The following is a 21,526-nucleotide window of genomic DNA, read 5'->3' on the forward strand; positions in this document are numbered from 1 at the left end:
ACTTCCTTCTTATTCTGTGATGTTGTAATTCTAGTTGTGAGGTGCTTTTTTAACCTGGGAAGTTATCTGGAATCTTGGCAGCGGCGCGGGCTGTGCTAGTCGAGATCACGTTGCGACGTACCAGATCGGACAAATTTTGATCCAATGTCTGCATGCCGACATTACTGCCGGTTTGAATTGCAGAATACATCTGCGCAATTTTCGCTTCACGGATCAAGTTACGGATCGCTGGCGTGCCGACCATGATTTCATGCGCGGCCACACGGCCTGAGCCGTCCTTGGTTTTGAGCAGGGTTTGCGAGATAACCGCTTGCAGTGATTCCGATAACATAGAACGCACCATTTCTTTTTCCTCAGCGGGGAAGACGTCGATAATACGATCAATTGTTTTTGCTGCGGAAGAGGTATGCAAGGTACCGAACACCAAGTGACCGGTTTCAGCGGCGGTCAATGCTAAACGTATGGTTTCCAAATCACGCAACTCACCGACCAGAATGACGTCAGGATCTTCACGCAGCGCGGAGCGCAAAGCGTTGGAGAACGAGTGTGTATGCGGGCCGACTTCACGTTGGTTAATCAGGCATTTTTTTGAGTCGTGCACAAATTCGATAGGATCTTCGACTGTCAGGATGTGACCATATTCGGTCTCGTTGACGTGATTGACCATCCCTGCCAAGGTGGTTGATTTACCAGAACCAGTTGGACCTGTTACCAGCACCAAGCCGCGCGCTTTGAGTGAAAATTCAGCAAAGCACTTCGGTGCATTCAATTGTTCTAAACTTAGGATTTTGGAAGGAATGGTACGCATAACCGCCGCTGCACCACGTTCTTGGTTAAATGCATTGACGCGGAAACGTGCCAGACCCGGGATCGCAAAAGAAAAGTCGCACTCGAGATTCTCTTCATAATGTTTGCGCTGACCATCATTCATGATGTCATAAATCAGCGAGTGCACATCTTTGTGTTCTAATGGCGGCAAGTTGATGCGGCGCACGTCACCATGCACGCGAATCATAGGCGGTAATCCAGACGACAAATGAAGATCGGATGCGTTATTCTTAACCGAGAATGCGAGAAGTTCTGAGATATCCATTTATAATCCGATACAAAGTAATTAAATTAATGCTGCAGCCAAGTCTGCTGTGCTGCAAAGGTTCCCTGATTATGTCCTCAATCCCTCATAACTTGCAAGTCGTACATGATGCGATCACACTTGCAGCGCGTCGCTATGACAGGAATCCAACTGAAATTGCTTTATTAGCAGTATCAAAAACTTTTTCTGCTAACGAAGTGGTGCAAGCTTTGCAAGTCGGTCAAAAAAGTTTTGGCGAAAATTATTTGCAAGAGGCCATCGATAAAATGCAACAAGTTGAGCAGCTGCGCGTTGAATTGTCATGTACAGCAATTCCAGAATGGCATTTTATAGGCCCGATACAGAGTAATAAGACCCGTCCGATTGCAGAACATTTTTCTTGGGTACATTCGGTCGATAGAGAAAAAATCGCCAGTCGCTTGTCCGAGCAACGTCCCGAAGCTTTGGGTGACTTACAAATATGCTTGCAAGTGAATATCAGTGGCGAAGCGAGTAAGAGTGGTGTGGATCCAGATCAGTTGCTGGAATTGGCGCAAAGAGTGCAGGTGTTGCCGCGATTGAGATTGCGTGGTTTGATGGCAGTGCCAGAAGCCAGTGAAGACATACAAGTGCAGCGTGCAGCATTTCAACGCCTCGCACAATTAGGGCAAACATTAATTCAAAAAAATATACCGATCGATACTCTATCTATGGGTATGAGTGGTGACATGGAGGCGGCAATTGCCGAAGGCAGTACAATGCTGCGTGTTGGTAGTGCCATATTTGGAAAGCGAAATTATGCAGTCTAAGCCGAGTAATTTGACTATAGGATTCATTGGCGGTGGCAATATGGCGACCGCTTTGATTGCGGGTTTAGCGAATAAGTTGACCAACGCTGATCGTATTCATGTAATCGATTTGAATACCGAAAGTGTGACTCGCCTGAGTCAGCAATATGGCGTGGGTACCGCCAGTGTCATGGATGACAAGTTGCGTGATTTGGACGTCGTGATTTTTGCCGTGAAGCCGCAACAAATGCAGCAAGTGATTGCAAGTTTTGCGCCATTTTTAAAGTCGCAATTATTGTTATCCGTTGCGGCAGGAATTCGTGCTGATGATATGTCACGTTGGTTAGGTGGCTACCAAAAAATTGTTAGAGCGATGCCGAATACGCCGGCAATGATCGGTAAGGGGATGAGTGGATTGTTCGCCTTAGCAGCAGTGGATGCCGAACAGCGGGCGAATGTACAGATGATTATGCAGGCTGTCGGTGACACCTTATGGGTGGAACAGGAGAGTATGATCGACGCAGTGACAGCGATTTCTGGCAGTGGTCCTGCCTATGTGTTTTATTTTATCGAAGCACTGCAAGAAGCCGCTGTGGCTTTGGGTTTTGATACTATGCAGGCGCAGCAACTGGCGATGAGTACCTTTAGCGGCGCGGTGCAATTGGCACAACAATCCGACGACCCAGTGCAGATATTACGCGAAAAAGTAACCTCGAAAGGCGGCACGACTTACGCCGCTTTGAGTAGTATGGATCAGCATGATTTGAAAAATATCATTGCGCTAGCGACACAGGCGGCGGCACAGCGTGGTAAAGAGCTGGGTGATGAATTTGGGCAATATTAATTGGCGCACGTCGTTGCTTCGCTCAATATGGATAACAAGGATCGCTAGCATATGAAAACACCGAAGCGCTTACAGCCCTTGGTTGATGAAGGCATGATTGATGAAGTTTTACGTCAATTGATGAGTGGCAAAGAAGCGACTGTATTCGTGGTGCGTTGTGGCGATCAGATTCGTTGTGCCAAAATGTATAAAGAAGCCGGGCAGCGCAGTTTTAAACAAGCTGCTGCTTATCAAGAAGGGCGTACCGTTAAGAATAGTCGGCAGGCACGTGCCATGCAAAAAGGGTCTAAATATGGCCGCAAAATGCAGGAGGAAGTTTGGCAAAATGCCGAAGTTGATGCACTATATAAATTAGCAGATGCTGGGGTGCGGGTGCCGACACCTTACATCTGTTTTGAGGGCGTGTTGTTGATGGATTTGGTGAGCACCGCCGATGGTCAAGTCGCACCGCGCCTAAATGACGTCAGCCTTAGTCACGCGCAAGCTTTGGTGTATCACGAAGAGTTAATCCAGCAAGTGGTGTTGATGCTATGCGCGGGTATTATTCACGGCGATTTATCTGAATTTAATATTCTTTTGAATGAACAAGGGCCAGTCATTATCGATTTGCCGCAAGCGATTAATGCCGCAGGCAATATGGGGGCAGCGGCGATGTTGTACCGTGATGTCGATAATCTGAAAAACTACTTCAGCCAATTTGCGCCAGAATTAGCCAAGACCCAATACGGTAAAGAAATTTGGAAGCTGTATGTAGCCGGTTTGTTGCGTCCGGATACTGTATTGACTGGGATTGTGGCTGAAGACAAACGTCCGGTGGATGTCGGTGCTGTCATCGAAGAAATCGAATTGGCACGTATGGAAGCCGAAGAGGAAGCGCAGCGGCGTTTGATAAATTCTACGATGTAGCTCAAAAATAACTGAGAGTATTTTAGGCATCAGACTAAACAAAATAGTACAAACTTCGCATGAATGACACTAGGAATTTAGAAACCAATTTAAAACTTTTCTATCATGACAAAAAAATTTCACCTCCATAAGGCACGTCTAGAAACTCTGGTCGATGGTGTATTTGCGATCGCGATGACGATACTCGTGTTAGAGGTTAAAGTCCCTTCCATCGCCGATAAATATTCAACACTAGATTTATTGCATGCACTTGCACATGATGGGGTTGTTATCCTTGCTTACTTTGTGAGTTTTTCTGCCTTAGGTGTCTTTTGGGTTTGGCATCATAAGCTGGCAGAAAAAGTGGCTGAGATTGATTTGCCAATGTTAATTTGTAGCCTGGCATTTTTATCGTTGATTTGTTTCTTTCCTTTCGTTGCAGCGCTGTTTGGCCGATACCCACAAAATTTAACCGCAAATATTGTGTATGTAGTGTTGCTCGGTCTGATATTGGCATCCCAAGCATTATTCTTTTGGATGGCGATGAGTCGTAAAAAAATCGCGGAATTCGTCACACCTAATGAGGCTCTCATCACACATAGAATTAATTTACTCAGCTTAGCAATCTATTGTATATCTTTGAGCGCGACTGGATTGAGGATCAGTATTTATGCGGCGATTACCTGCGTGTTAGCGGGGGTATTTTTGTTGTGGCGTTTCAAACATTCAAAAAAACAGCTTGATCTACAAACTAAGGTTTAAATTATACAGACCTGATTTTGGTGTTTGATAAGGTGTATTGCTTGTTACATTAGTTGCGATCGGTGTTGCCTGTATTTGCCTTACATCTACGTAGCAAGGGAATTAATGGCATTAATACTGGCGCAAACTTTAACCACATGCGCCAACTAGAAAGTCCTGTTTTTAACAACCATATGACGCGTCTCGGTTTGATAATGGTCAGTCCTGCAGCAAGCGCTGCGATTAAGATAGGCGACGCTCGCAGGGCGCTTGCGGTTCGTATGCCTAGTTCGATAAAACGCAATTCATGATGTAATTGCGCACTTTGCAAAATTAGTTCCCGTCTCTGTTGCTGGCAACGGTCGACCAGAGCCAGCCGCTTGGCTTGCAGCTTTTGCTGGCGACTCGTTTGGCTAGTCGATGGCATCACTAAAAGCCCTCATTATCTCGTTCAAGGCTATTGTTTTTTGCGGACGCTTGTGCAGGACTGTTAGCGTGATCTGTAAACTGACGCAGTATTTGCAAATCGTTCTGTAATTCTTTCAAACTGGCGGCTAGCAGACGTGGTTTATTCTTGATGGCGTTTCTTAGATAGAACATGATCACCAAGGTAGCAATGCCAAACAGTGCAATCAATCCAACTAGAGCTAGCTCGCGGTGCGTATCCCAAAATACGATCAGCACCAACAGAATGATCAATAAGATGGTGACGATGCAGCAAAACAGTCCGAGTAGCGACAGTACGAAATAACTGGCATAACGACCAAACTCTTCTTCGATTTCTACAGAAGCTAATTCTAGCCGTGTGTGCAGCGTTTCGATTAAGCTGGCGCCTAATCGGACTATGGAATCAGTGATTGCCATTTAGCTTATTTATTTCTGGCGATAAGTAATCCCACTAATAGACCAATACCAGCAGCAATGCCAGCAGTTTTCCACGGGTTTTCATGGACATACGTGTCGGTTGCTTGAGCCGATTCTTTGACGGTTTTGACTACTTTGTCTTCGATTCTATGGATTTCGTGTTTTGCGCTTTTCAGTGTCGCTTCCAATTTATCTTTGGCGCTTTGAAATCCTTCGCCAGCCTGTTGCTCAGAATTTTTGATCAAGTCTTCCGCGTCTTTCAATACTTGATTGAGCTCGCGCAGTAGATTCTCTTTGTGTTGTTCAACGGTATTCATCACATTTCCTTTGCGGTTGGTTGATTGGATAAAAGACACTAACGCGAATTGAGTGTAGTCTTAATGCGTTAAAATTTCTTGTTTTAACTCAAGACATCAGAGAATTTTTGTGTAATTTCTCTATATTGATAAATAGTTGAAAAAAACGCCAAAAAACAAAGCCGCACCTAGCCAATTATTATGACGGAATGCTGCAAAACATAGCATACGGTCGCGCTCTTTGATCAAACTATAGTGATAAATTGCGATCGCCGCCGCGACCACAGCACCGCCTAGCCCCCACCAGCCCAATCCTAAGCGCCAGCCGCAATAGATATTCAATAGTAACGCCAGTGCATAGCACAGCACCACGGCGGCGACATCCCAGCGACCAAATGTGATGGCGGAGGTTTTGATACCAATTTTCAGATCATCGTCGCGATCTACCATTGCATACTCCGTATCGTAAGCCACCGCCCAAAACACATTGGCTAATAACATTAACCAAGCTTCATTGGGAATACTGTTGTTTACTGCCGCAAACGCCATAGGGATGCCGAAACCAAATGCGATACCGAGGTAGGCTTGCGGAATGGCGAAAAAGCGTTTGAAGTAGGGGTATGACCCTGCCACGATTAAAGCGACAACTGATAACTGCTTGGTCAGGGTATTTAAAGGCAAAATCAATAAAAATGAAATCACTGCCAGCACAGCAGCTACCGCCACGGCTTCCCATGATCTGATCTTGCCACTGGTCAATGGACGTTCTGCTGTGCGCTTTACATGCTTGTCAAAATCACGATCAGCAAAATCATTAATGGCGCAACCGGCGGAGCGCATCAGGATCGTGCCTAAGGTGAAAATGAATAAATAGTGCCAGTTTGGCTGGCCATTACTCGCTATCCATAGCGCTGCGAGCGTAGGCCATAGCAACAGCAGTATGCCTATGGGTTTGTCTAGCCGTATTAGTTTGAAATACAGCGAAAGACGAGCAGCGAATCCAGTAAAAAGTCGAATTGATATGAGTTCCATAGAGACACAATACGGTAGCAAATTCAAAGTCGCATTATACGAGGAAACAATCAGTCCTTCTTACTTCCATTGGGAGCCTATTGCGCGTGAGCTGCTTCGTCGAGCATCGTGACGCCATTTAAATCGCATTGCAATACGGCTTGTCGTATTGCTTCTATCGCCGCATGCCGAGTAAAACTCTTGCGCCACGCGATCACCACCCGTCGGTCTGGCGCACGATTGCTAAATGGCACATAGCGCAACATACTGTCTTTGCTGTGGGAGTCTTGTATGGACGCCATCGGCAATACCGTGATGCCGATACCCGAAGCGACCATGTGACGTATGGTTTCGAGCGAGGAGCCTTCGAAAGTTCGAGCAATGCCGTCGCTACCCGTGGAAAATCTCGCCATCTCTGGGCAGACTTCTAACACTTGATCGCGGAAGCAATGACCATTGCCAAGTAACAGCATGGTTTCAGATTTTAGTTCTTCAGCGGAGACCGATGCTCGTTCGGCCCAAGGGTGGTCTTTTGGCATGGCAACGACAAATGGTTCATCATACAACGGCTGTACCATCAGACCTTGATCTGGTAAAGGCAGTGCCATAATCGCTGCGTCGAGTTCACCTTGGCGTAATAATTCCATTAACTTAACGGTAAAATTCTCCTGCAGTATCAGCGGCATTTGCGGTACTTTGGTAATCATGGTTTTCACCAAATGCGGCAGCAAATATGGTCCTATCGTGTAAATAATGCCTAGCCTGAAAAGGCCATTTAAAGGGTCTTTATTTTGCTTGGCGATTTCTTTAATCACCGCTGTTTGCTCTAGGACACGTTCTGCCTGAGCCACAATCTGTGCGCCTAGTGGTGTGGTGGATACCTCAGTACCGCCCCGTTCGAAGATGGTGACGCCTAATTCATCTTCTAATTTCTTAATAGCGACCGAGAGCGTAGGCTGCGCGACAAAACAAGCCTCCGCCGCGTGTCCAAAATGCTTTTCGCGGGCAACTGCAACTATGTATTTTAATTCTGTGAGAGTCATACATTCAGTGTGGCACAGACTGAAGCTTAAGTCAGTAGGTGCTTTTGCATTTTTTGTGGAAAAATCAAAAAAATGAGAATAATTTTCTTAGGCTTCGATTTTTACATATCGTTCAAAAAATTATTAAATTAAGATGTGTATTTTGAATTGATAATAACTGGATGGTTTCACATGCTCTTGAAGCGCCAAGCATAAGTTTGACTCACCTTCAAATGCTCGGGATGATTCTTTAGTTCCACCGTGATATTACCCGCATCGTCGCGTTTGGCTTTGGCTATGGCATGGACATTCACTACCACGCTGCGATGGATTTGCCAGAACTGTTCTGGGTCTATGCCTTTTTGCAGCTCTTTGAGGGGCGTGCGTATATGGCCTTCATCTGTCGTGCTGACCACGCGCGTGTAGCGTAGGTCGGATTCAAAAAAAAGAATCTCTTCAATAGGAAAAAGTTTGATGGTATTGCCAGAGCTGGCGCTAATCCAGCGTAGACGTTCTGCCTGTTGCGGTTCGCGCAAACGTTTGTCTAGCTCTGCCATTACTTTCAAAAGATCTGCAGGCGTTTGATCGGCATTCAATTGCGTCTTTAAGCGGTTGATACTTTGCTCTAAACGCTCTTCGGTGATGGGTTTGAGAAGGTAGTCGACTGCGCCTAATTTGAAGGCCTCAATCGCATGATTATCATAGGCTGTGGTGAACAGGATGCGGCATTTGCCATCGCTAGCGCGTGCTACATCGAGGCCGGTCAATTCTGGCATACGGATATCGAGAAAGGCGATATCGGGTTGTAACTTTACGATGGCTTCAAGCGCTTCGCCGCCGTCTTCACAATCGGCGACGATCTGCAATTCGGGCCACAATTTTGTTAACATGCGCCGTAAATCGGTACGTTGCAAGTCTTCGTCGTCGGCGATGATGGCTGTGGTCATGGTATTCCTCAATCTATCAATGATAATTTTAGGAGCGGTCTATCGGTAGCTGAATAATCGCTTCAACACCGCCCGATTCAACAGCGAGAAGGCTTAAGTTTGCCTGGTCTTCATACAATTGTTTAAGCCGTTCACGAATATTGCTCAGTCCGATTCCTGTTCCCGATGTCGCGCCAGTGCTACCGCCAAATCCTACGCCGTTGTCTTTGACAGAAATGGCCAGTATCTCACCTTCTGGAAGTTGAATTTTGTAGGCAGAAATGGCGATGTGCACTGAGCCTTTTTTCGGTTCTATGCCATGCTTCACCGCATTCTCGACCAAAGAAATTAACATCAAAGGAGGGACGGTCAATTCTAATAATTCATCGGGGCTCTCTACGGTAAAGCTAAGACGAGGAATGCGGACATGAATCACGCCAAGATAAGCGCGTATCGAATCCAGTTGCATACGAAGAGTACTCTCGGTGCAAGTACCATCGTTACGCATTTGCGGAATCGTCGAGCGTAAATAGTTCACGAGATGATCGATGATGAGCACGCCACGTTCGGGATCACTTAACATAGCTGAGCGCACTCCCGATAAGGTATTGAACAGAAAGTGTGGTTCGACTTGACTGGCTAATACGGATAGACGCATTTCGGCTTGATTGCGCTCTCGTTTGTAGCGCTCGAGCTTCTCTTGCACGATGGCTTGCTCCAAGGCGTCTCTTTGTTTGAAGTAGGCGCGTAGGTCTAAGACTCCCGCTAGCCAAATCATCAATAGTGCCCACAAACTCAGATTGAGGATGGTAGTGCTTGTGGTGTTTAGCGATGAACTTTGAATGCCAACACCTGATGTTTCTTCACGGGTAGTCGTTTCTACATTGCCAAAAACGCTTTGCGCTTTTGGTGTGAAAACTTTTGGAATATTTTTTTTCGTAGATTGTTGCGATGCTGCCTTTATTTCGACAAGCTCCGGACCCATTTTTTTTCCGAAATGATTGCTGGCCAATATTAAAAGAGAGGCGCAGATAACACCCATCGCAATTGCTAATGAAATGGCTATCGCTTCTTTTCTCGTCGACCATAGTTCATGGCGCGACTTTGTTCTGACTTTAACGGCAAGCCATCGGCCTAACAAAAGTGCGGTGACAATAGACAGCCACAAAAAAAGTTCCCATAAAAGCGCGTTGGAAAAATATAGTTCGTTGGGTACGATCAAAACCAGGAGAAGTAGAAACAAGGTGAAAACACACATGGGCACGAAAAAGCCGCGAATGCGAAAACTAAACCATGTCGGACTGAAGATAGGATAGTGCAGAGCCCGGTTTGACCACGTGCTCAGTTTCCCCACCATCGTACTTGGTATAGGTTGATCTGTCTGTGAGTCGATAGTTGGCAACATCAATGGTTCTCGTTCATTTTTGTTCATTTAATTAGTAAGGATTCTATACTGACTAAGCCTCTTAGGTGAGGCTTAGTCAATCGTACGAATTTACTGCTGTAAGATCCAGCTAGACATCGCATCTAAGGCGATTGGTGACACCGTTTCCTCGATTTTTCCATATTCTGTCGGTGAACCAGTGGTCGCTACCTGAAACAGATGATTCAGTTTAGGCAGCTCTTTGATCACGACTTTTTTATTCGCTTTCATGTGAGCACGAATCGCATCGAGATTCATTTTGGAAGGCACTTGTAAATCGAGTTCGCCATTCAGAACCAATGTCGGTTGTTTGACTTTGGATAAAGTCGGTGCCGGATCGTATTTCAGAAAAGCTCTGAACCATGGCTTTTCCAAAGTACTTAATTGTCCTGCTGCCGCACCCTTAGGAAGGTCGCCGTCTTTTTCCGCTTTATCGAAGTGAGCAGTCAGGCGCTCGGTAATGGTCTTATCGTCTGCGCCAGAATTGATAATGGCATAGGCTGCACGACTAACCTTTTGGTCCTTGTCGACTTCGGCTTGACTCTCTCCATTGGCAAGTCCGATCAGACGACTTTGTTCCAGTAACAAAGCATCTGAGCGTACACCAGGGCCCGCCATCAATACGATAAAACCCAACTTAGGATCGTTCGCTGCCACCATAGGTGCGATCAGGCCACCTTCTGAGTGCCCTACGATTCCTAACTTACTATGATTGATGTCCGAGCGTGTGCGCAGGTAATCCACCGCTGCTTGCGCGTCATCGGCAAAGTCAAAGGATGTAGCGGTCTTGTAATCGCCTTTAGATGCTGCCACACCGCGTTTATCGTAGCGCAGAACGGCGATCCCTTGCTTAGTAAAATGATCTGCTAAGACTAGGAAGACTTTGTGTTCGATAATGGTTTGATCCCTATCATTAGGACCAGAGCCGTGCACCAAAACCACCGCGGGAAATGGGCCTTTGCCTTGCGGTAAAGTGATTGTCCCAGCTAAATTGATATTCGCTTTGGTGTTTTGAAAGCTTACCTCGGTGCTTGAATAGTTGCGTGGATTTTTTGCAATGGCTTCTTCTTGGGGACGTTTCTTGACTTGCGCGGCAATGGCTTTTTCGTCTAAGCGAGTCAGATTGAGTTTGACGACTTGTCCTTGAGTCCAAGTGCCTACCCACGTTTTCTGTGCTTCATCCCATTTCGCATCGTAGTTGCAGTTGAGCTTGGCGATACTAAAACGCATGAAGTTTTCACCTGCTTCCACTTTGTCGGCTTTGATGGTGAAATTGCCTTGGTCTGGACTAATGAGCGTGACCTCATGCTGTCCAGTTTGTGTTTTCGTGAGATAAATATTGAGACGAATTGCACCTTCTACTAGACCCGTCCAATTTCCTACGGGGTCTTCGGCTAATGCAGGCAGACTGGCTGACATGGCAAATACTGTGCTGCAAGTGATGAGAAATTTTTTCATTTGTTACTCCTGAATTTACCTGCGTCTGGCAGGCTGGACTTAGTTGCGAGATCGAATCGCGACATTGAATTGCGACATTGAATCGCGAATTGGGTTCGTGAAATGAATACTTTTACTTCTATTTACAATCGCATTGCACGGTGATTTGGGCTTTGATTTGTATGAGAGCGAAGTATAAAGATCTCACTCGATTTGTCTTTCGATATGCGGCAGACGAAAGTGTTTCCGGTATGAAATGGGAAAAATTTGACATGAAGTACATTTGTAAGTGTTGTTGCAAGTCGCGCTCGATATCGCGTCTTACAAGGCTTTCCTGATAGGTATCGCCGTTTCCCAGCGATGTCCACTGTAGGCTTAAACCGTAAACTTGACCCGAAAACAGCTGCCACCACCTTCTCGTGGCAGGCAAGCAATACTCGCTGCATGGCGCTCTGCAATTTGTTTCACCAAGCTTAATCCAAGGCCGACACCGCCATTCGTTTCGCTGCTGCCTGGAAGGCGATAGAAGGGTTCGAAAACGCGTTCACATTGGTCAGCAGGGATGCCGGCCCCGCGATCACAGACATCGACTGTCAGGCGTTCTTCCTGCATCGTTAGATAGACATCGCTGGCATTCCCATCGCCATACCGCTCGGCGTTTTCTAATAGATTTCTGAAAAGTCTGCGCAGGTATTTAGCTTCGGCTCTAAACGCCGCTGCGACTTGCATTTGTTCAAGTGTTAAGTTGATATGCAGGTCGGCATTCATGCGTGCGCATTCTTCAGCGAGTAGGCCGCTGAGGTCTATGGTTTCCCATTCTGGCTGGCTGTCTTTGCTGGCCTCTAAGCGACTACTCAATAATATTTCATCGACGAGTTGATCGAGTTCATGAATGTTTTGCTTGAGTTCTTTGCGTAAATCATCTGGTGCATTTTCGGTCACTAATTCTACCGCCATGCTTATGCGAGCGAGTGGTGAGCGTAGTTCGTGTGAGGCATTGGCAAGCAGCGATTTTTGCGCGTTCATTAAGGCTTCAATACGAGCACTAGCTTGATTAAAACTGATCGCTAAACGTGCAACTTCATCCTTGCCTTCGACTGCGACCCGTGTACCTAGCTTGCCTTCGCCCAAGGCCTCGACACTGGTTTGCAGGTGTTCAAGTCGTTTGGTTAAACGTCGCACCAAGGGATAAGAGCCCAGTGCAATGCCTAGTACAACTAAGATGGAACCTATCATTTGCATTCCTGATGGAACAAAGATGCGACGACTCATATCAACAATGATCCATCGTCGATCCTTAAGTTGAATTGCCACTTCATCGGGTAAGCTGGTGTACCAGCCTGTGCGTATATTCGAGGGTAAATGTGTCAAAGGCTTAAACTTGGTTGAACTACTAAGTGTTCCATCAAGTTTAAAGACAGAAATATCCATGTCCAACCAAAATCCCCAATGCTTAATTGCTTCAATCTCAGCCGCTTTGCCGCTACTTTCTGGCGGAATCACACTGGACGCGATATAGGAAAAATTCTCCATATTGCGTTTGAAATTGTCGGTATCATTCATCGCCACTTGTATCAGCACATACAAAATCACGCTGGTAACGAGGAGACTGGCAAGGACTGCCAGATACACACGCAAATAAAATTTGAGTGACCAAGCGTTACGCCATTTTTGCAGCTGCGAGCTGAGAAAATTAGACATCTTGCGCCTTAGAAAAAACGTAGCCGGCACCGCGTACAGTGATAATACGTTTTGGTTGTTTAGGGTCGACTTCTATGGCGGCGCGTAACCTTCCTATATGCACGTCGATAGAACGATCAAAGGCATGTAAAGCTTCGCCCTTGACGGCATCGAGTAAGAAATCTCGTGATAAGACACGCCCGGCATGTTGTGCCATGACTACCAAAAGATCAAACTGATAACCAGTTATCGAATATTCTTCTCCGCTGACTTTGAGTGAGCGGGCATCGAGGTCGATGTTGATATTGCCAAAATTTAATTGCGCGGTCGTTGACGTGGATGCAGACGCACTTTGTTGTGGTAATTGTTTGGAGATGATTTCCTGGCGGCGTAATGTAGAACGCAGCCGCGCTAATAATTCACGTGGTTCGAATGGCTTGGCGAGGTAGTCGTCTGCACCGATTTCCAATCCCACCACGCGATCCATAGGATCACCTTTGGCAGTCAGCATAATGATAGGAATGATGGCATTGACATCTTGTTGCGCGCGTATCTGTTTGCAGACGTCGAGGCCGAAGGCATCGGGCAGCATCAGGTCGAGCAACAACACCGAAAAACGATCTCGCTCGGATTGTTGGTTGAGAAGTTCGATTCCTTCCCGTGCAGTTCCAGCATGCACGACCTGATAGCCGTTTTGTTGAAGATAGGTGCTGACCATATTGGCCAGACGTTGGTCATCCTCTATCATTAAAATGCGTGGCAACATAGGTTCTCTAAAAAAGCTTGTTTTGAGTTCGCTCTGGCATAGCTTAACCGAGCATAGCGCTTGCGCCAAGCGTGGACTATCTGCATTGCCTGACAAAGCCGCTCGTTACAGTTGTGCTGAGGTCTCAGCATATACGTCAATACCCGAAATGTCGGTAACTTTGCAAATTTTTCTACAGCATTAAGGAGCAAAGTGAAACAATGAAACTGCAACTTCTGTCATTCCTGCGAATGCAGGAATCGAGCGACGTTTGTAGAGCAACCAAAGACGCTAGACTCCTGCCTTCGCAGGAGTGACGATTGCAGACATGGAGATTAAGTGAGTTTGACCAACATTAAATCTGCACTTGTAAGGTCTTGATGACTTTCGTATCTGCCCGCTCTCCAGCGCCACTACTCTTATTTTTACTTTCGCGGCGCGTAATAAGTAAGCGATCCCCAACAACCTGATAGACATTATGTTCTTCGCTTGCTTGTTGGAAGCTAACAACAATGAAAGCGCGACCGTTTCCCTGTTCTACCAACTTGCTCGCCAGAGGTGTGCCATCCGTATTGATCCAAATCTCTAAACGACTCTCGAAATTTTTAATGTATTTTTTTGCGCTCGCTGGCAAACGCTCCATGCCAAACTCAAAAGTGAGTAGGCGAGCGGGTTTGCCGTTGTAAGAATCGTTTTTTTCACTCTTAAAACTGGCCTCCTCAATTTGCCTTTGTAATGCATTGACTGCGGACAGCATCATTTGAGACTCTTCGGTATTGACGTCAAAGCTGGCTTGCCTTGTGGGTGATTTGCTTTCCTTATCTTTGATACGTGCGCGCGCTTCTTGTTCTAGCTTATTCAGTACTTCCTTGGAAAGCGAAATCTGCATGCCACGCGAGCCATCTTCGAGATTGACGTTAATCTGCCCATTTGTTTCGATCGCCTCTTTGTCCTCGCCTTGTTTGCGTGAGCTCTTCACTTCCAGTACGGCTTTCACATTGCTTTGTGCTTGCAAACGATTCAGCGCACCTCTGAGGTCGGTAATGCCATCAGCTTGGGCGACGCTGCACAAGCACAGTGAACTAACTAAGCCAATTGCTTTCAGTGTGATACCGCTCTTATTCCAATTTTTCATCGTATTCGATTCCATTTTTAGTTTGTATTTTGTTGCTTTAAGAAAGGTCCAAACACCGCCATCACATTAGCTAATAATTGAGGCTGTCCTTTGTCATTAGGATGAATTTTGTCTGCTTGCATCATGCTGGGGTCGAGCGCGACTTTGTCGAGTAAAAAAGGCACCAAGGGAATCGCATTGCTGCTGGCAAGCTTAGGATAAACTGCCGCAAACTCATCGCCATAGCGGACACCGTAGCTAGTGGGAATCCGCATGCCAACCAATAGCACCTTGGCGCCTGAGGCGTGACTCTTAGCTATCATCTCTTGCAAATTTGCAGCGACAGTTTTGGTCGAAAACCCACGCAAACCATCGTTCCCGCCTAATTCGATGATCACGAAACGCGGCTGATGCGCTTTTAATAAACTCGTCAGACGATTTTTTCCACCAACGCTGGTTTCTCCGCTAACACTGGCATTTACGACCTGCAAGCGATATTTGTCTTGCATGACTTTGTCAAATAAGTTTACCCAAGTCAGCTCGGGTGTTACTCCTAAACCGGCGCTGATGCTGTCGCCCAACACCAGTATTTTCCCGTTGTTAGCTTGAGATGTAGCATGAGAATACGCAGTTGACGCGATGAGTAAGCAGGCGGTGAGAATTATTCTTCCCAGAAAAAGAAATAAATTTTTCATGATGCATAAGCTCCACGTAATACGGTTGATGGTGGTGTGGTAATCACATGACGACAGGCGAAACATCCGAGTGCAGCCAACAAAACTGCGCTTACTACCGGTGACAATAGCCAGTACAAGTAATGCGGTTGGACAGGTGCATCCAGTACCAAGGTTTGTAAGGCCACCAGTATCATTTCGCTGGCGATGATAGCGACACTACCAGCCAGGGCGCCGATTACTGCAAACTCAACTACGACACTACCTAAGATGAGTGACTTTGAACTACCGAAGGCGCGTATCAGGCCGTTTTCTTGCTTGCGTTGTTCAATGCTGCTCAATACTGCAGACAACATCACTAAACCACCGGCCGCCACACTCAACAATAATACGAGCATGACTGCGTCGGTCACTTGTTTGATGGTACTTTTCATCTGGGCGATCATACGATCAAGTTCTAGCACTGCCACGTTCGGATGCTTGCCCAGTAATTGCATGACAAAGTTTTTTTGATCGGGAGCTAAATAGAAACCTGTTGTATAACTAGGTGTAAAGTCTTTCATTCTCTGAGGCTCAAACAAGAAAGAATAGGAGCTTCGTGTTGCCGTTGGCGTCATCTGTCTAAAACTTGCGACCTCTGCGTCCAGCTCTAAACCAGCAATAGAAAAACGGATATGATCACCAATTTTTAGGCCAATATTCTTAGCACTGTCGGCAGCTACTGATACACCTTGTAAGTTAGCCGCACTAGCATGCCATCTATCCCACCAAAGGCCTTCCGTGATGCTATCGCCCTCTATCATTTTCTCGGTCCACGACACATCATTTTCCATTTCTAGGGTGCGAGACTTTTTTCGGAACGTCGCATCAAGCTCCTTGTCATTGATTTGAGTGATGCGTGCTCTAAGCGATGGATAAATTGGCTGATAGCTCAGCTTCTTTTCGTCCAGCATAGACTTAATATCGGCCACTTCATCGGGGCCAATATTGATCAGAAAATGGTTATCAGCGTTTGCGGGAATCGATGCACTCCACTCGTCCATAATCGAGGAGCGAATAATGGTGAGTATCAATAAAGACATGATCGCGACACCAAAAACAATAATCTGCATCATATTCTGCGCCTTGCGACGATAAATGTTCGCAAACGCCAGGCGCCAATATCCCTGCAAACGTGATGCCAGCAAGCGACTAATGGCGAGCAGCACCCAAGCAATCAACATCGACACCAAGATCATGCAGATCAGGCCTCCGCCAATAATCAAAGTCAGCAATGCATCACGGCTAAATACGGCAATTAGAGAGACAATGGCGGTTAAGGCGAGCAGGGCCTGTATCCAAACCTGAGTGGCCTTAACAGCAAGCTCACGACGTAAAATTTTCAAGGGTGATACAGCTGGCAAAAACCAAAGTGCAGGTAATGCAAAAAACACGATGCACAAGATGCCGCTTAAGAAGCTGAGTACATAAGGCTCGACGGTTGGTGCGCTTAACTTGAAGCGATAGACTTCCTGTAAACTCTGCGCCACGATGCCCTGTATCAGCTGACCAAATCCTAAGCCGATAACTGAGGCAATGGCAGACAAGAGAAAAAGTTGCAAGAAGTAGAGTTGGCGTATGCGTGAGGCACTCACACCCAGGCTTTTCATCATGGCCACTTGATTCGTGTGTCGCTCGGAAAACTGACGCGCAGCAATGGCAATCGCCACACCTGCTAACAACACGGCAATCATCGTGGATAACAAAAGAAATTGCTTACCATTCTTCGATACACGAGTCATTCTTTCCATCATCTGCGCTGGATCGATGACTTCTTGTCCTGGCGTGAGTTGGCTTTTCAATTGGGCTAGATAGGTGTTCAAGATCTTGATATCATCACTAGCAATCAGAAAACGATAGGTAACACGTCCGCCGGGTTGAATCACTTTGGTCGATGCCAAGTCGGCTTCATTCATCAATAAGCGAGGGTTGAAAACAAACTGTTCAGGTTCGCGTATCAAAACCTTACTCGCACGCAGTTGGCGTTCGCCGACTTGAACACGATCGCCAATTTTGAGATGTAAGCTGGCAAACAGGCGTGAATCCAGCCACACTTCACCACTTAATGGGACACCGTTCGCTAAGCTAATGTCTTTAGCATTCGTAGAAAATGGCTTATTGCTGATTTCTACTTCCCCACGCAGTGGAAATCCTTCGCCTACCGCTTTCACTGACGCCAATATCATGTCATCGCCTGCATACAACATCGATTCAAAGGTCGTCACATGACTGTGTTTGACCTGGGTAGCGGTTGCTTGCTCGGCCCAAACTTTTGGAATTGCGGTGGGTGATTCTATGGTCGAATCTGCACCCAAAATGGCGTTGCTCTGCAAACGCAGACTGGTGTCCAAGCGATTGGTGAAAATGGAAATACCACTGAGTACGGCAACTGCCAGTACCAAAGAAATGCTGAGTAGTTTCAGCTCGCCACTGCGCCAATTACGCAGCAATAACTTGAAGGCCAACATGGCTCTCTCCTTTTGAACTTGAAGCGTAAGCGATTTTTCCTGCGTCTAAGTAAAGACGTCTCTGGCACAAGTTCGCCAAACGTTCTTCATGGGTGACGAACACCAAGGTCGTTCCTTGGTCACGATTGAGCTCGAACAAAAGATCGATAATTTTTTGTCCGGTCTGGCTGTCGAGATTACCTGTCGGTTCGTCAGCAAATAAGACCAAAGGCTGGCTGGCGAAGGCTCGGGCAATCGCAACACGTTGTTGCTCGCCACCCGAAAGTTGCTGCGGATAGTGGTTTACGCGCTCTGATAGTCCGACACGACTCAAGAAATTCATTGCCAATTCTTTCGCGAATTTGTTACCGCGTAGCTCCAAAGGCAGCATCACGTTTTCCAACGCACTCAAACCTGGAAGTAATTGAAAGGATTGGAAAATGAAGCCCACATTGTCGGCACGGACTTGAGCACGGCCTTCTTCATCCATTCTGCTAATACATTGATTGGAGAGGAAGACGTCGCCAGTACTTGGCGTATCCAAGCCAGCCAATATACCCAGCAAAGTCGACTTTCCTGAACCGGAAGCGCCGGTTATGGCGACCGATTCACCCGCCATAATATCGAGCGAGATAGGATGCAGAATCTGCAAGTCGCCCTCAGTCGTCGCTACCGATTTAGTGACTTGTTTCACTTGTATCATTGCTTGCGTGGACATGATGTCTCCATTGAAAAGATGCCTGGTAGTGGCAAAGGAACGTAATGCGATTTATTTTTGCATTACCAATGACTACACTTTATCTAGCTGAAGTTAATCACTCATGTTGCTGGTGTAAAGTTTTGTAAAGCAGCGGAATGAGTTGATATTGTCGTAGTGAGTTCTCACAAAAACATCACGAGTTTTGGCGAGCTTTGTCTTTATAATGTCGCCATCACGCGAAAGATGCGTATTCGTTAAGGAAATAAGCATGACAACTACACCTATCATCATCGCAGGTGGCGGTATCTCTGGTCTTTATTGCGCATTGCAATTGGCCGATGCGGGGCATCAGGTTTTGGTTTTAGAAGGTTCGGCCGACCGCTGGGGGGGGCGCATCGAAACGGAGGAGATGGATGGCTTTATCGCTGAATACGGCCCTATGCGTTTTGAGCCGACTTTGCAGCCACGTTTTGCGCGGCTATGCGCTAGTCTTGGTGTTGATTTAGTGGATTTTTCCGGACCTAGTGCGGAAGAAATGGTGATGCCTGATCAAGATTTGTCGCCAGAAGAACAAGGACTAAATTCGCTGCAGTTACTGAAGCGCGGCATCATGCTAGTGATGGGACGTGACCCTAATGATCAGGCCTGGATAGATAGTTTGACGGAACAAGATTTCAATCAAATGCGTAAGCACGCGCAATTGCGTGGTCAGCCTTTATGGAATATGGGGTTTTGGAATGCCTTGTCGAGCCAGGATGTCTTGAGCCATAGAGCTCTAGTGAAGCTGCGCGACACAGGTACCTTTTATCACATGATTCCAGAAAATCTGAATGCGATTGAATGGATAATCTGGTGGCTGCGCGCTTTAAAAACAGTCGGTCAACAACTGGCGAGTATTGCTGGTGGTTCAGCCCGACTCACAGAGCGTTTATTGGAGCGTTTGCGCAGTCATCCAAATGTCACTTCGGCGGGTGCACACCGTTTGTTAGCCTTCCGTCCAGTAGGTTTAGGTCAGAAACGCATAGAGGTTGATGTCGCTACTGAAAACGGCACCATACAATTGCAAACGGATAGATTAATTTTGGCCCTGCCGCGATTGCCTTTATTGAAACTGGCAAATTCTTTACCAATGCATATCAGCGAACAGCTAGACAGTGTGAATGGTTTTCCGATGTTGAAAGTCTTCTTCGTTACCGATAAACCTTGGTGGGATTACGATCAGCGTCCGCAACAATATGCGAATTGCATGCCGACCCGCGAGATTCATTATTTCCGCCGCGCCCCGGATGCGGATCACGATGGTCACGGCATGATCTTACTGTACATGGATAGACCGACGACAGAATTTTGGAAGCATTATCTGACCGAGCCGTACAAACATGATCGTGCGGAGATCGATCAGAATGTGAATATCGTCGATGCCTTTTCTTTGTTCATCGCCCGCGATGTGCATAGAGTCGTGAATACGCCGGATAATCCAGCTGCAGGCTTACATTTGACGGCACAGTCGAAAGATTTATTCAGCCATCAATCGGTCGATGAATCAACTGCGTACATCAAAAATTCGATATTGACATACGGTATACGCGATTGGGCTCGCGCACCGTATGGCGCTGCAAATCACGGCTGGCAACCAGGCGTGCGTTCATGGCGCGTGATGGAAGCATTTAAAGCTTTTGATTTTGGCTCGGGTGCCAAGAACGTGCACATTGTTGGCGAAGCGTATTCGGATTATCAAGGCTTTATTGAAGGCGCTTTGAATAGCTGTGAGTTGGCTTTGGCGGGGATTGCGCCAGTTGCTGTTGTTGATGTAGACCTTGACGAACAAAGCTAAAAAATAGCGGTACGTTTTATTTGGAATAGGTGAACTGATCGTATCTCTATTTTTGTATTTAAAAGAGAAGCTTTTTCTTTATTTTTGTGATGTAATTGTTGTTAGGGTTACCTCATTCAAATTGAAAGCTTCTTATGAAATTCTTGATTAAAGTTACCGCTTCGTGTGTGTGTTTCTTACCTCTACTTTTTGCCTACAGCATCAAAGCAAGTTAATGCGCAAAATATGGTAGAGGTTTTTGTAGCTACTAATATTGCGGATCAAAGGATGTCGCAAATTTTCAATTTTTTGTCGCGAGATATCCGCTCTGATGTATTCTGGAGTGAAACCACAACTGATATGCTGGTGAGCGATTGCCTGAAAGGCGGGAAAATTAGCCGTAGCTTTAACGGCACTAAGTTTGTGTTTACCCCTCAAAATTGCGATACCGGTGAATTATTTATTGCTTCTGGTAGTTTGACTAAAACACCAGAAACAGCTCCCCCAATGTTACGACGTCAATATGAGATGATTAATCTGGATGTGAGGCGCAGCGGTAGCACTTTAACTTTGCAGAGAGTAAATGGAATTGTGGATAGCTCTAATGCTGCGCCAAGGGTGGATGTTTATGAGGGAAGTTTGAGTTTTTCTGCATTAGGGAAAACAGACTATTACAAAAAAATTGAGCATCTAACGGGTTTTCCCAATTCTGTGAAGTCGACTTTTGACCTTGCGCAATTCGGTTTTGCCTTGGCCTATACCCGAGATTCTGCTGGAATGGTAGAAGCCTCGGCGACCGATATGTCAACTGTTCGTTGGCAAAGTGTGCGCTACAGCTTACCAGTAGTACCAGATGATGAAGTCAAGAAATTAAATTTTCAATTGAAACTATACGCAAATTTACTTGACGCACCCATTGCTACTAAGGCGATGAGCGTGACCGAGGTGTACTCAGAAATTGAAAAACAGACTAAGTGACACCTCGGTAGTAAGCCGCAATGATTT

General features: G+C 46.3%; 21 protein-coding genes. 6 read left to right on the forward strand and 15 right to left on the reverse strand.

Features of this window, described 5'->3' with window-relative positions:
- Positions 1-49: 49 nt before the first annotated feature.
- Positions 50-1,093: a type IV pilus twitching motility protein PilT gene (locus ACO0KZ_RS12535; protein ID WP_422995641.1), complete on the reverse strand. Its 1,044-nt coding sequence runs from the start codon at positions 1,091-1,093 to the stop codon at positions 50-52.
- Between the two features lie 71 nt (positions 1,094-1,164).
- Here ACO0KZ_RS12535 and ACO0KZ_RS12540 point away from each other — a divergent pair, with 71 nt between their 5' ends.
- The 4 genes from ACO0KZ_RS12540 (at position 1,165) to ACO0KZ_RS12555 (ending at position 4,351) form a co-directional block, all read left to right on the forward strand.
- The gene (locus ACO0KZ_RS12540) at positions 1,165-1,881 is read left to right on the forward strand and encodes a YggS family pyridoxal phosphate-dependent enzyme (RefSeq protein ID WP_422995643.1); all 717 of its coding nucleotides are present in this window, start codon (positions 1,165-1,167) and stop codon (positions 1,879-1,881) included.
- Positions 1,871-2,704 carry a pyrroline-5-carboxylate reductase gene (proC, locus tag ACO0KZ_RS12545; protein ID WP_422995645.1) on the forward strand — a complete coding sequence of 278 codons (834 nt, stop codon included), beginning with the start codon at positions 1,871-1,873 and terminating at the stop codon, positions 2,702-2,704. The genes ACO0KZ_RS12540 and proC overlap by 11 nt, the downstream gene beginning before the upstream one ends.
- A 51-nt stretch (positions 2,705-2,755) precedes the next feature.
- Positions 2,756-3,610, forward strand: coding sequence for a PA4780 family RIO1-like protein kinase (locus tag ACO0KZ_RS12550; protein WP_422995647.1), 855 nt, complete (start codon positions 2,756-2,758; stop codon positions 3,608-3,610).
- A 105-nt stretch (positions 3,611-3,715) separates the two neighbouring features.
- On the forward strand, positions 3,716-4,351 hold the full coding sequence (locus ACO0KZ_RS12555; protein ID WP_422995649.1) for a TMEM175 family protein: 636 nt from the start codon (positions 3,716-3,718) through the stop codon (positions 4,349-4,351).
- Positions 4,352-4,400: 49 nt separating this feature from the next.
- Here the strand turns inward: ACO0KZ_RS12555 and ACO0KZ_RS12560 are convergent, their stop codons facing one another.
- The 14 genes from ACO0KZ_RS12560 to ACO0KZ_RS12625 all read right to left on the reverse strand — a co-directional run bounded on the left by ACO0KZ_RS12560 (position 4,401) and on the right by ACO0KZ_RS12625 (position 18,726).
- A complete protein-coding gene (locus ACO0KZ_RS12560; RefSeq protein ID WP_422995651.1) occupies positions 4,401-4,757 on the reverse strand; it encodes a YqjK family protein in 357 nt (118 codons plus the stop codon).
- Between the two features lie 2 nt (positions 4,758-4,759).
- Positions 4,760-5,194, reverse strand: a complete 435-nt coding sequence (locus tag ACO0KZ_RS12565) for a phage holin family protein (RefSeq protein ID WP_422995653.1) — start codon at positions 5,192-5,194, stop codon at positions 4,760-4,762.
- Positions 5,195-5,199: 5 nt separating this feature from the next.
- Positions 5,200-5,511, reverse strand: a complete 312-nt coding sequence (locus tag ACO0KZ_RS12570) for a DUF883 family protein (protein WP_422995655.1) — start codon at positions 5,509-5,511, stop codon at positions 5,200-5,202.
- 120 nt (positions 5,512-5,631) lie between these two features.
- Positions 5,632-6,522, reverse strand: a complete 891-nt coding sequence (gene ubiA / locus ACO0KZ_RS12575) for a 4-hydroxybenzoate octaprenyltransferase (RefSeq protein WP_422995657.1) — start codon at positions 6,520-6,522, stop codon at positions 5,632-5,634.
- A 77-nt stretch (positions 6,523-6,599) separates the two neighbouring features.
- Positions 6,600-7,544, reverse strand: a complete 945-nt coding sequence (locus ACO0KZ_RS12580) for a LysR substrate-binding domain-containing protein (RefSeq protein WP_422995659.1) — start codon at positions 7,542-7,544, stop codon at positions 6,600-6,602.
- Between the two features lie 167 nt (positions 7,545-7,711).
- Positions 7,712-8,470, reverse strand: a complete 759-nt coding sequence (locus ACO0KZ_RS12585) for a LytR/AlgR family response regulator transcription factor (RefSeq protein WP_422995661.1) — start codon at positions 8,468-8,470, stop codon at positions 7,712-7,714.
- Positions 8,471-8,498: 28 nt separating this feature from the next.
- A complete protein-coding gene (locus tag ACO0KZ_RS12590; protein ID WP_422995663.1) occupies positions 8,499-9,434 on the reverse strand; it encodes a sensor histidine kinase in 936 nt (311 codons plus the stop codon).
- Positions 9,435-9,944: 510 nt separating this feature from the next.
- The gene (locus ACO0KZ_RS12595) at positions 9,945-11,330 is read right to left on the reverse strand and encodes an alpha/beta hydrolase family protein (protein ID WP_422995665.1); all 1,386 of its coding nucleotides are present in this window, start codon (positions 11,328-11,330) and stop codon (positions 9,945-9,947) included.
- A gap of 354 nt (positions 11,331-11,684) precedes the next feature.
- Positions 11,685-13,010, reverse strand: a complete 1,326-nt coding sequence (locus ACO0KZ_RS12600) for a sensor histidine kinase (protein WP_422995667.1) — start codon at positions 13,008-13,010, stop codon at positions 11,685-11,687.
- Positions 13,003-13,755 carry a response regulator gene (locus ACO0KZ_RS12605; RefSeq protein WP_422996043.1) on the reverse strand — a complete coding sequence of 251 codons (753 nt, stop codon included), beginning with the start codon at positions 13,753-13,755 and terminating at the stop codon, positions 13,003-13,005. The genes ACO0KZ_RS12600 and ACO0KZ_RS12605 overlap by 8 nt, the downstream gene beginning before the upstream one ends.
- A 334-nt stretch (positions 13,756-14,089) precedes the next feature.
- A complete protein-coding gene (locus ACO0KZ_RS12610; protein WP_422995669.1) occupies positions 14,090-14,869 on the reverse strand; it encodes a hypothetical protein in 780 nt (259 codons plus the stop codon).
- Between the two features lie 17 nt (positions 14,870-14,886).
- Positions 14,887-15,543, reverse strand: coding sequence for an arylesterase (locus ACO0KZ_RS12615; RefSeq protein ID WP_422995671.1), 657 nt, complete (start codon positions 15,541-15,543; stop codon positions 14,887-14,889).
- On the reverse strand, positions 15,540-18,029 hold the full coding sequence (locus tag ACO0KZ_RS12620) for an ABC transporter permease (RefSeq protein ID WP_422995673.1): 2,490 nt from the start codon (positions 18,027-18,029) through the stop codon (positions 15,540-15,542). Before ACO0KZ_RS12620 ends, ACO0KZ_RS12615 begins: the two co-directional genes overlap by 4 nt.
- Positions 18,001-18,726 (reverse strand): ABC transporter ATP-binding protein, encoded by a 726-nt coding sequence (locus ACO0KZ_RS12625; RefSeq protein ID WP_422995675.1) that lies wholly within the window; start codon positions 18,724-18,726, stop codon positions 18,001-18,003. The genes ACO0KZ_RS12620 and ACO0KZ_RS12625 overlap by 29 nt, the downstream gene beginning before the upstream one ends.
- Before the next feature lie 250 nt (positions 18,727-18,976).
- Between ACO0KZ_RS12625 and ACO0KZ_RS12630 the strand changes: the two genes are divergently transcribed.
- Positions 18,977-20,542: a flavin monoamine oxidase family protein gene (locus tag ACO0KZ_RS12630; protein WP_422995677.1), complete on the forward strand. Its 1,566-nt coding sequence runs from the start codon at positions 18,977-18,979 to the stop codon at positions 20,540-20,542.
- A gap of 267 nt (positions 20,543-20,809) precedes the next feature.
- Positions 20,810-21,499, forward strand: coding sequence for a hypothetical protein (locus tag ACO0KZ_RS12635; protein ID WP_422995679.1), 690 nt, complete (start codon positions 20,810-20,812; stop codon positions 21,497-21,499).
- Positions 21,500-21,526: the final 27 nt, after the last annotated feature.

Source organism: Undibacterium sp. Di24W, assembly GCF_049340325.1.
Classification (GTDB): Bacteria; Pseudomonadota; Gammaproteobacteria; order Burkholderiales; family Burkholderiaceae_D; genus Undibacterium.

Excerpts from the sequence above, each read along its gene's own strand:
- ACO0KZ_RS12635 (WP_422995679.1), top strand. The coding sequence starts at position 20,810 with ATGTCGCAAATTTTCAATTTTTTGTCGCGAGATATCCGCTCTGATGTA.
- ACO0KZ_RS12625 (WP_422995675.1), bottom strand. The coding sequence starts at position 18,726 with ATGTCCACGCAAGCAATGATACAAGTGAAACAAGTCACTAAATCGGTA.
- ACO0KZ_RS12595 (WP_422995665.1), bottom strand. The coding sequence starts at position 11,330 with ATGAAAAAATTTCTCATCACTTGCAGCACAGTATTTGCCATGTCAGCC.
- ACO0KZ_RS12615 (WP_422995671.1), bottom strand. The coding sequence starts at position 15,543 with ATGAAAAATTTATTTCTTTTTCTGGGAAGAATAATTCTCACCGCCTGC.
- ACO0KZ_RS12540 (WP_422995643.1), top strand. The coding sequence starts at position 1,165 with ATGTCCTCAATCCCTCATAACTTGCAAGTCGTACATGATGCGATCACA.
- ACO0KZ_RS12600 (WP_422995667.1), bottom strand. The coding sequence starts at position 13,010 with ATGTCTAATTTTCTCAGCTCGCAGCTGCAAAAATGGCGTAACGCTTGG.
- ACO0KZ_RS12535 (WP_422995641.1), bottom strand. The coding sequence starts at position 1,093 with ATGGATATCTCAGAACTTCTCGCATTCTCGGTTAAGAATAACGCATCC.
- ACO0KZ_RS12565 (WP_422995653.1), bottom strand. The coding sequence starts at position 5,194 with ATGGCAATCACTGATTCCATAGTCCGATTAGGCGCCAGCTTAATCGAA.
- ACO0KZ_RS12630 (WP_422995677.1), top strand. The coding sequence starts at position 18,977 with ATGACAACTACACCTATCATCATCGCAGGTGGCGGTATCTCTGGTCTT.
- ACO0KZ_RS12610 (WP_422995669.1), bottom strand. The coding sequence starts at position 14,869 with ATGAAAAATTGGAATAAGAGCGGTATCACACTGAAAGCAATTGGCTTA.
- ACO0KZ_RS12570 (WP_422995655.1), bottom strand. The coding sequence starts at position 5,511 with ATGAATACCGTTGAACAACACAAAGAGAATCTACTGCGCGAGCTCAAT.
- ACO0KZ_RS12560 (WP_422995651.1), bottom strand. The coding sequence starts at position 4,757 with ATGCCATCGACTAGCCAAACGAGTCGCCAGCAAAAGCTGCAAGCCAAG.
- ACO0KZ_RS12620 (WP_422995673.1), bottom strand. The coding sequence starts at position 18,029 with ATGTTGGCCTTCAAGTTATTGCTGCGTAATTGGCGCAGTGGCGAGCTG.
- ACO0KZ_RS12590 (WP_422995663.1), bottom strand. The coding sequence starts at position 9,434 with ATGGGTCCGGAGCTTGTCGAAATAAAGGCAGCATCGCAACAATCTACG.
- ACO0KZ_RS12585 (WP_422995661.1), bottom strand. The coding sequence starts at position 8,470 with ATGACCACAGCCATCATCGCCGACGACGAAGACTTGCAACGTACCGAT.
- ACO0KZ_RS12605 (WP_422996043.1), bottom strand. The coding sequence starts at position 13,755 with ATGTTGCCACGCATTTTAATGATAGAGGATGACCAACGTCTGGCCAAT.
- ACO0KZ_RS12580 (WP_422995659.1), bottom strand. The coding sequence starts at position 7,544 with ATGACTCTCACAGAATTAAAATACATAGTTGCAGTTGCCCGCGAAAAG.
- ACO0KZ_RS12550 (WP_422995647.1), top strand. The coding sequence starts at position 2,756 with ATGAAAACACCGAAGCGCTTACAGCCCTTGGTTGATGAAGGCATGATT.
- ACO0KZ_RS12555 (WP_422995649.1), top strand. The coding sequence starts at position 3,716 with ATGACAAAAAAATTTCACCTCCATAAGGCACGTCTAGAAACTCTGGTC.
- proC (WP_422995645.1), top strand. The coding sequence starts at position 1,871 with ATGCAGTCTAAGCCGAGTAATTTGACTATAGGATTCATTGGCGGTGGC.
- ubiA (WP_422995657.1), bottom strand. The coding sequence starts at position 6,522 with ATGGAACTCATATCAATTCGACTTTTTACTGGATTCGCTGCTCGTCTT.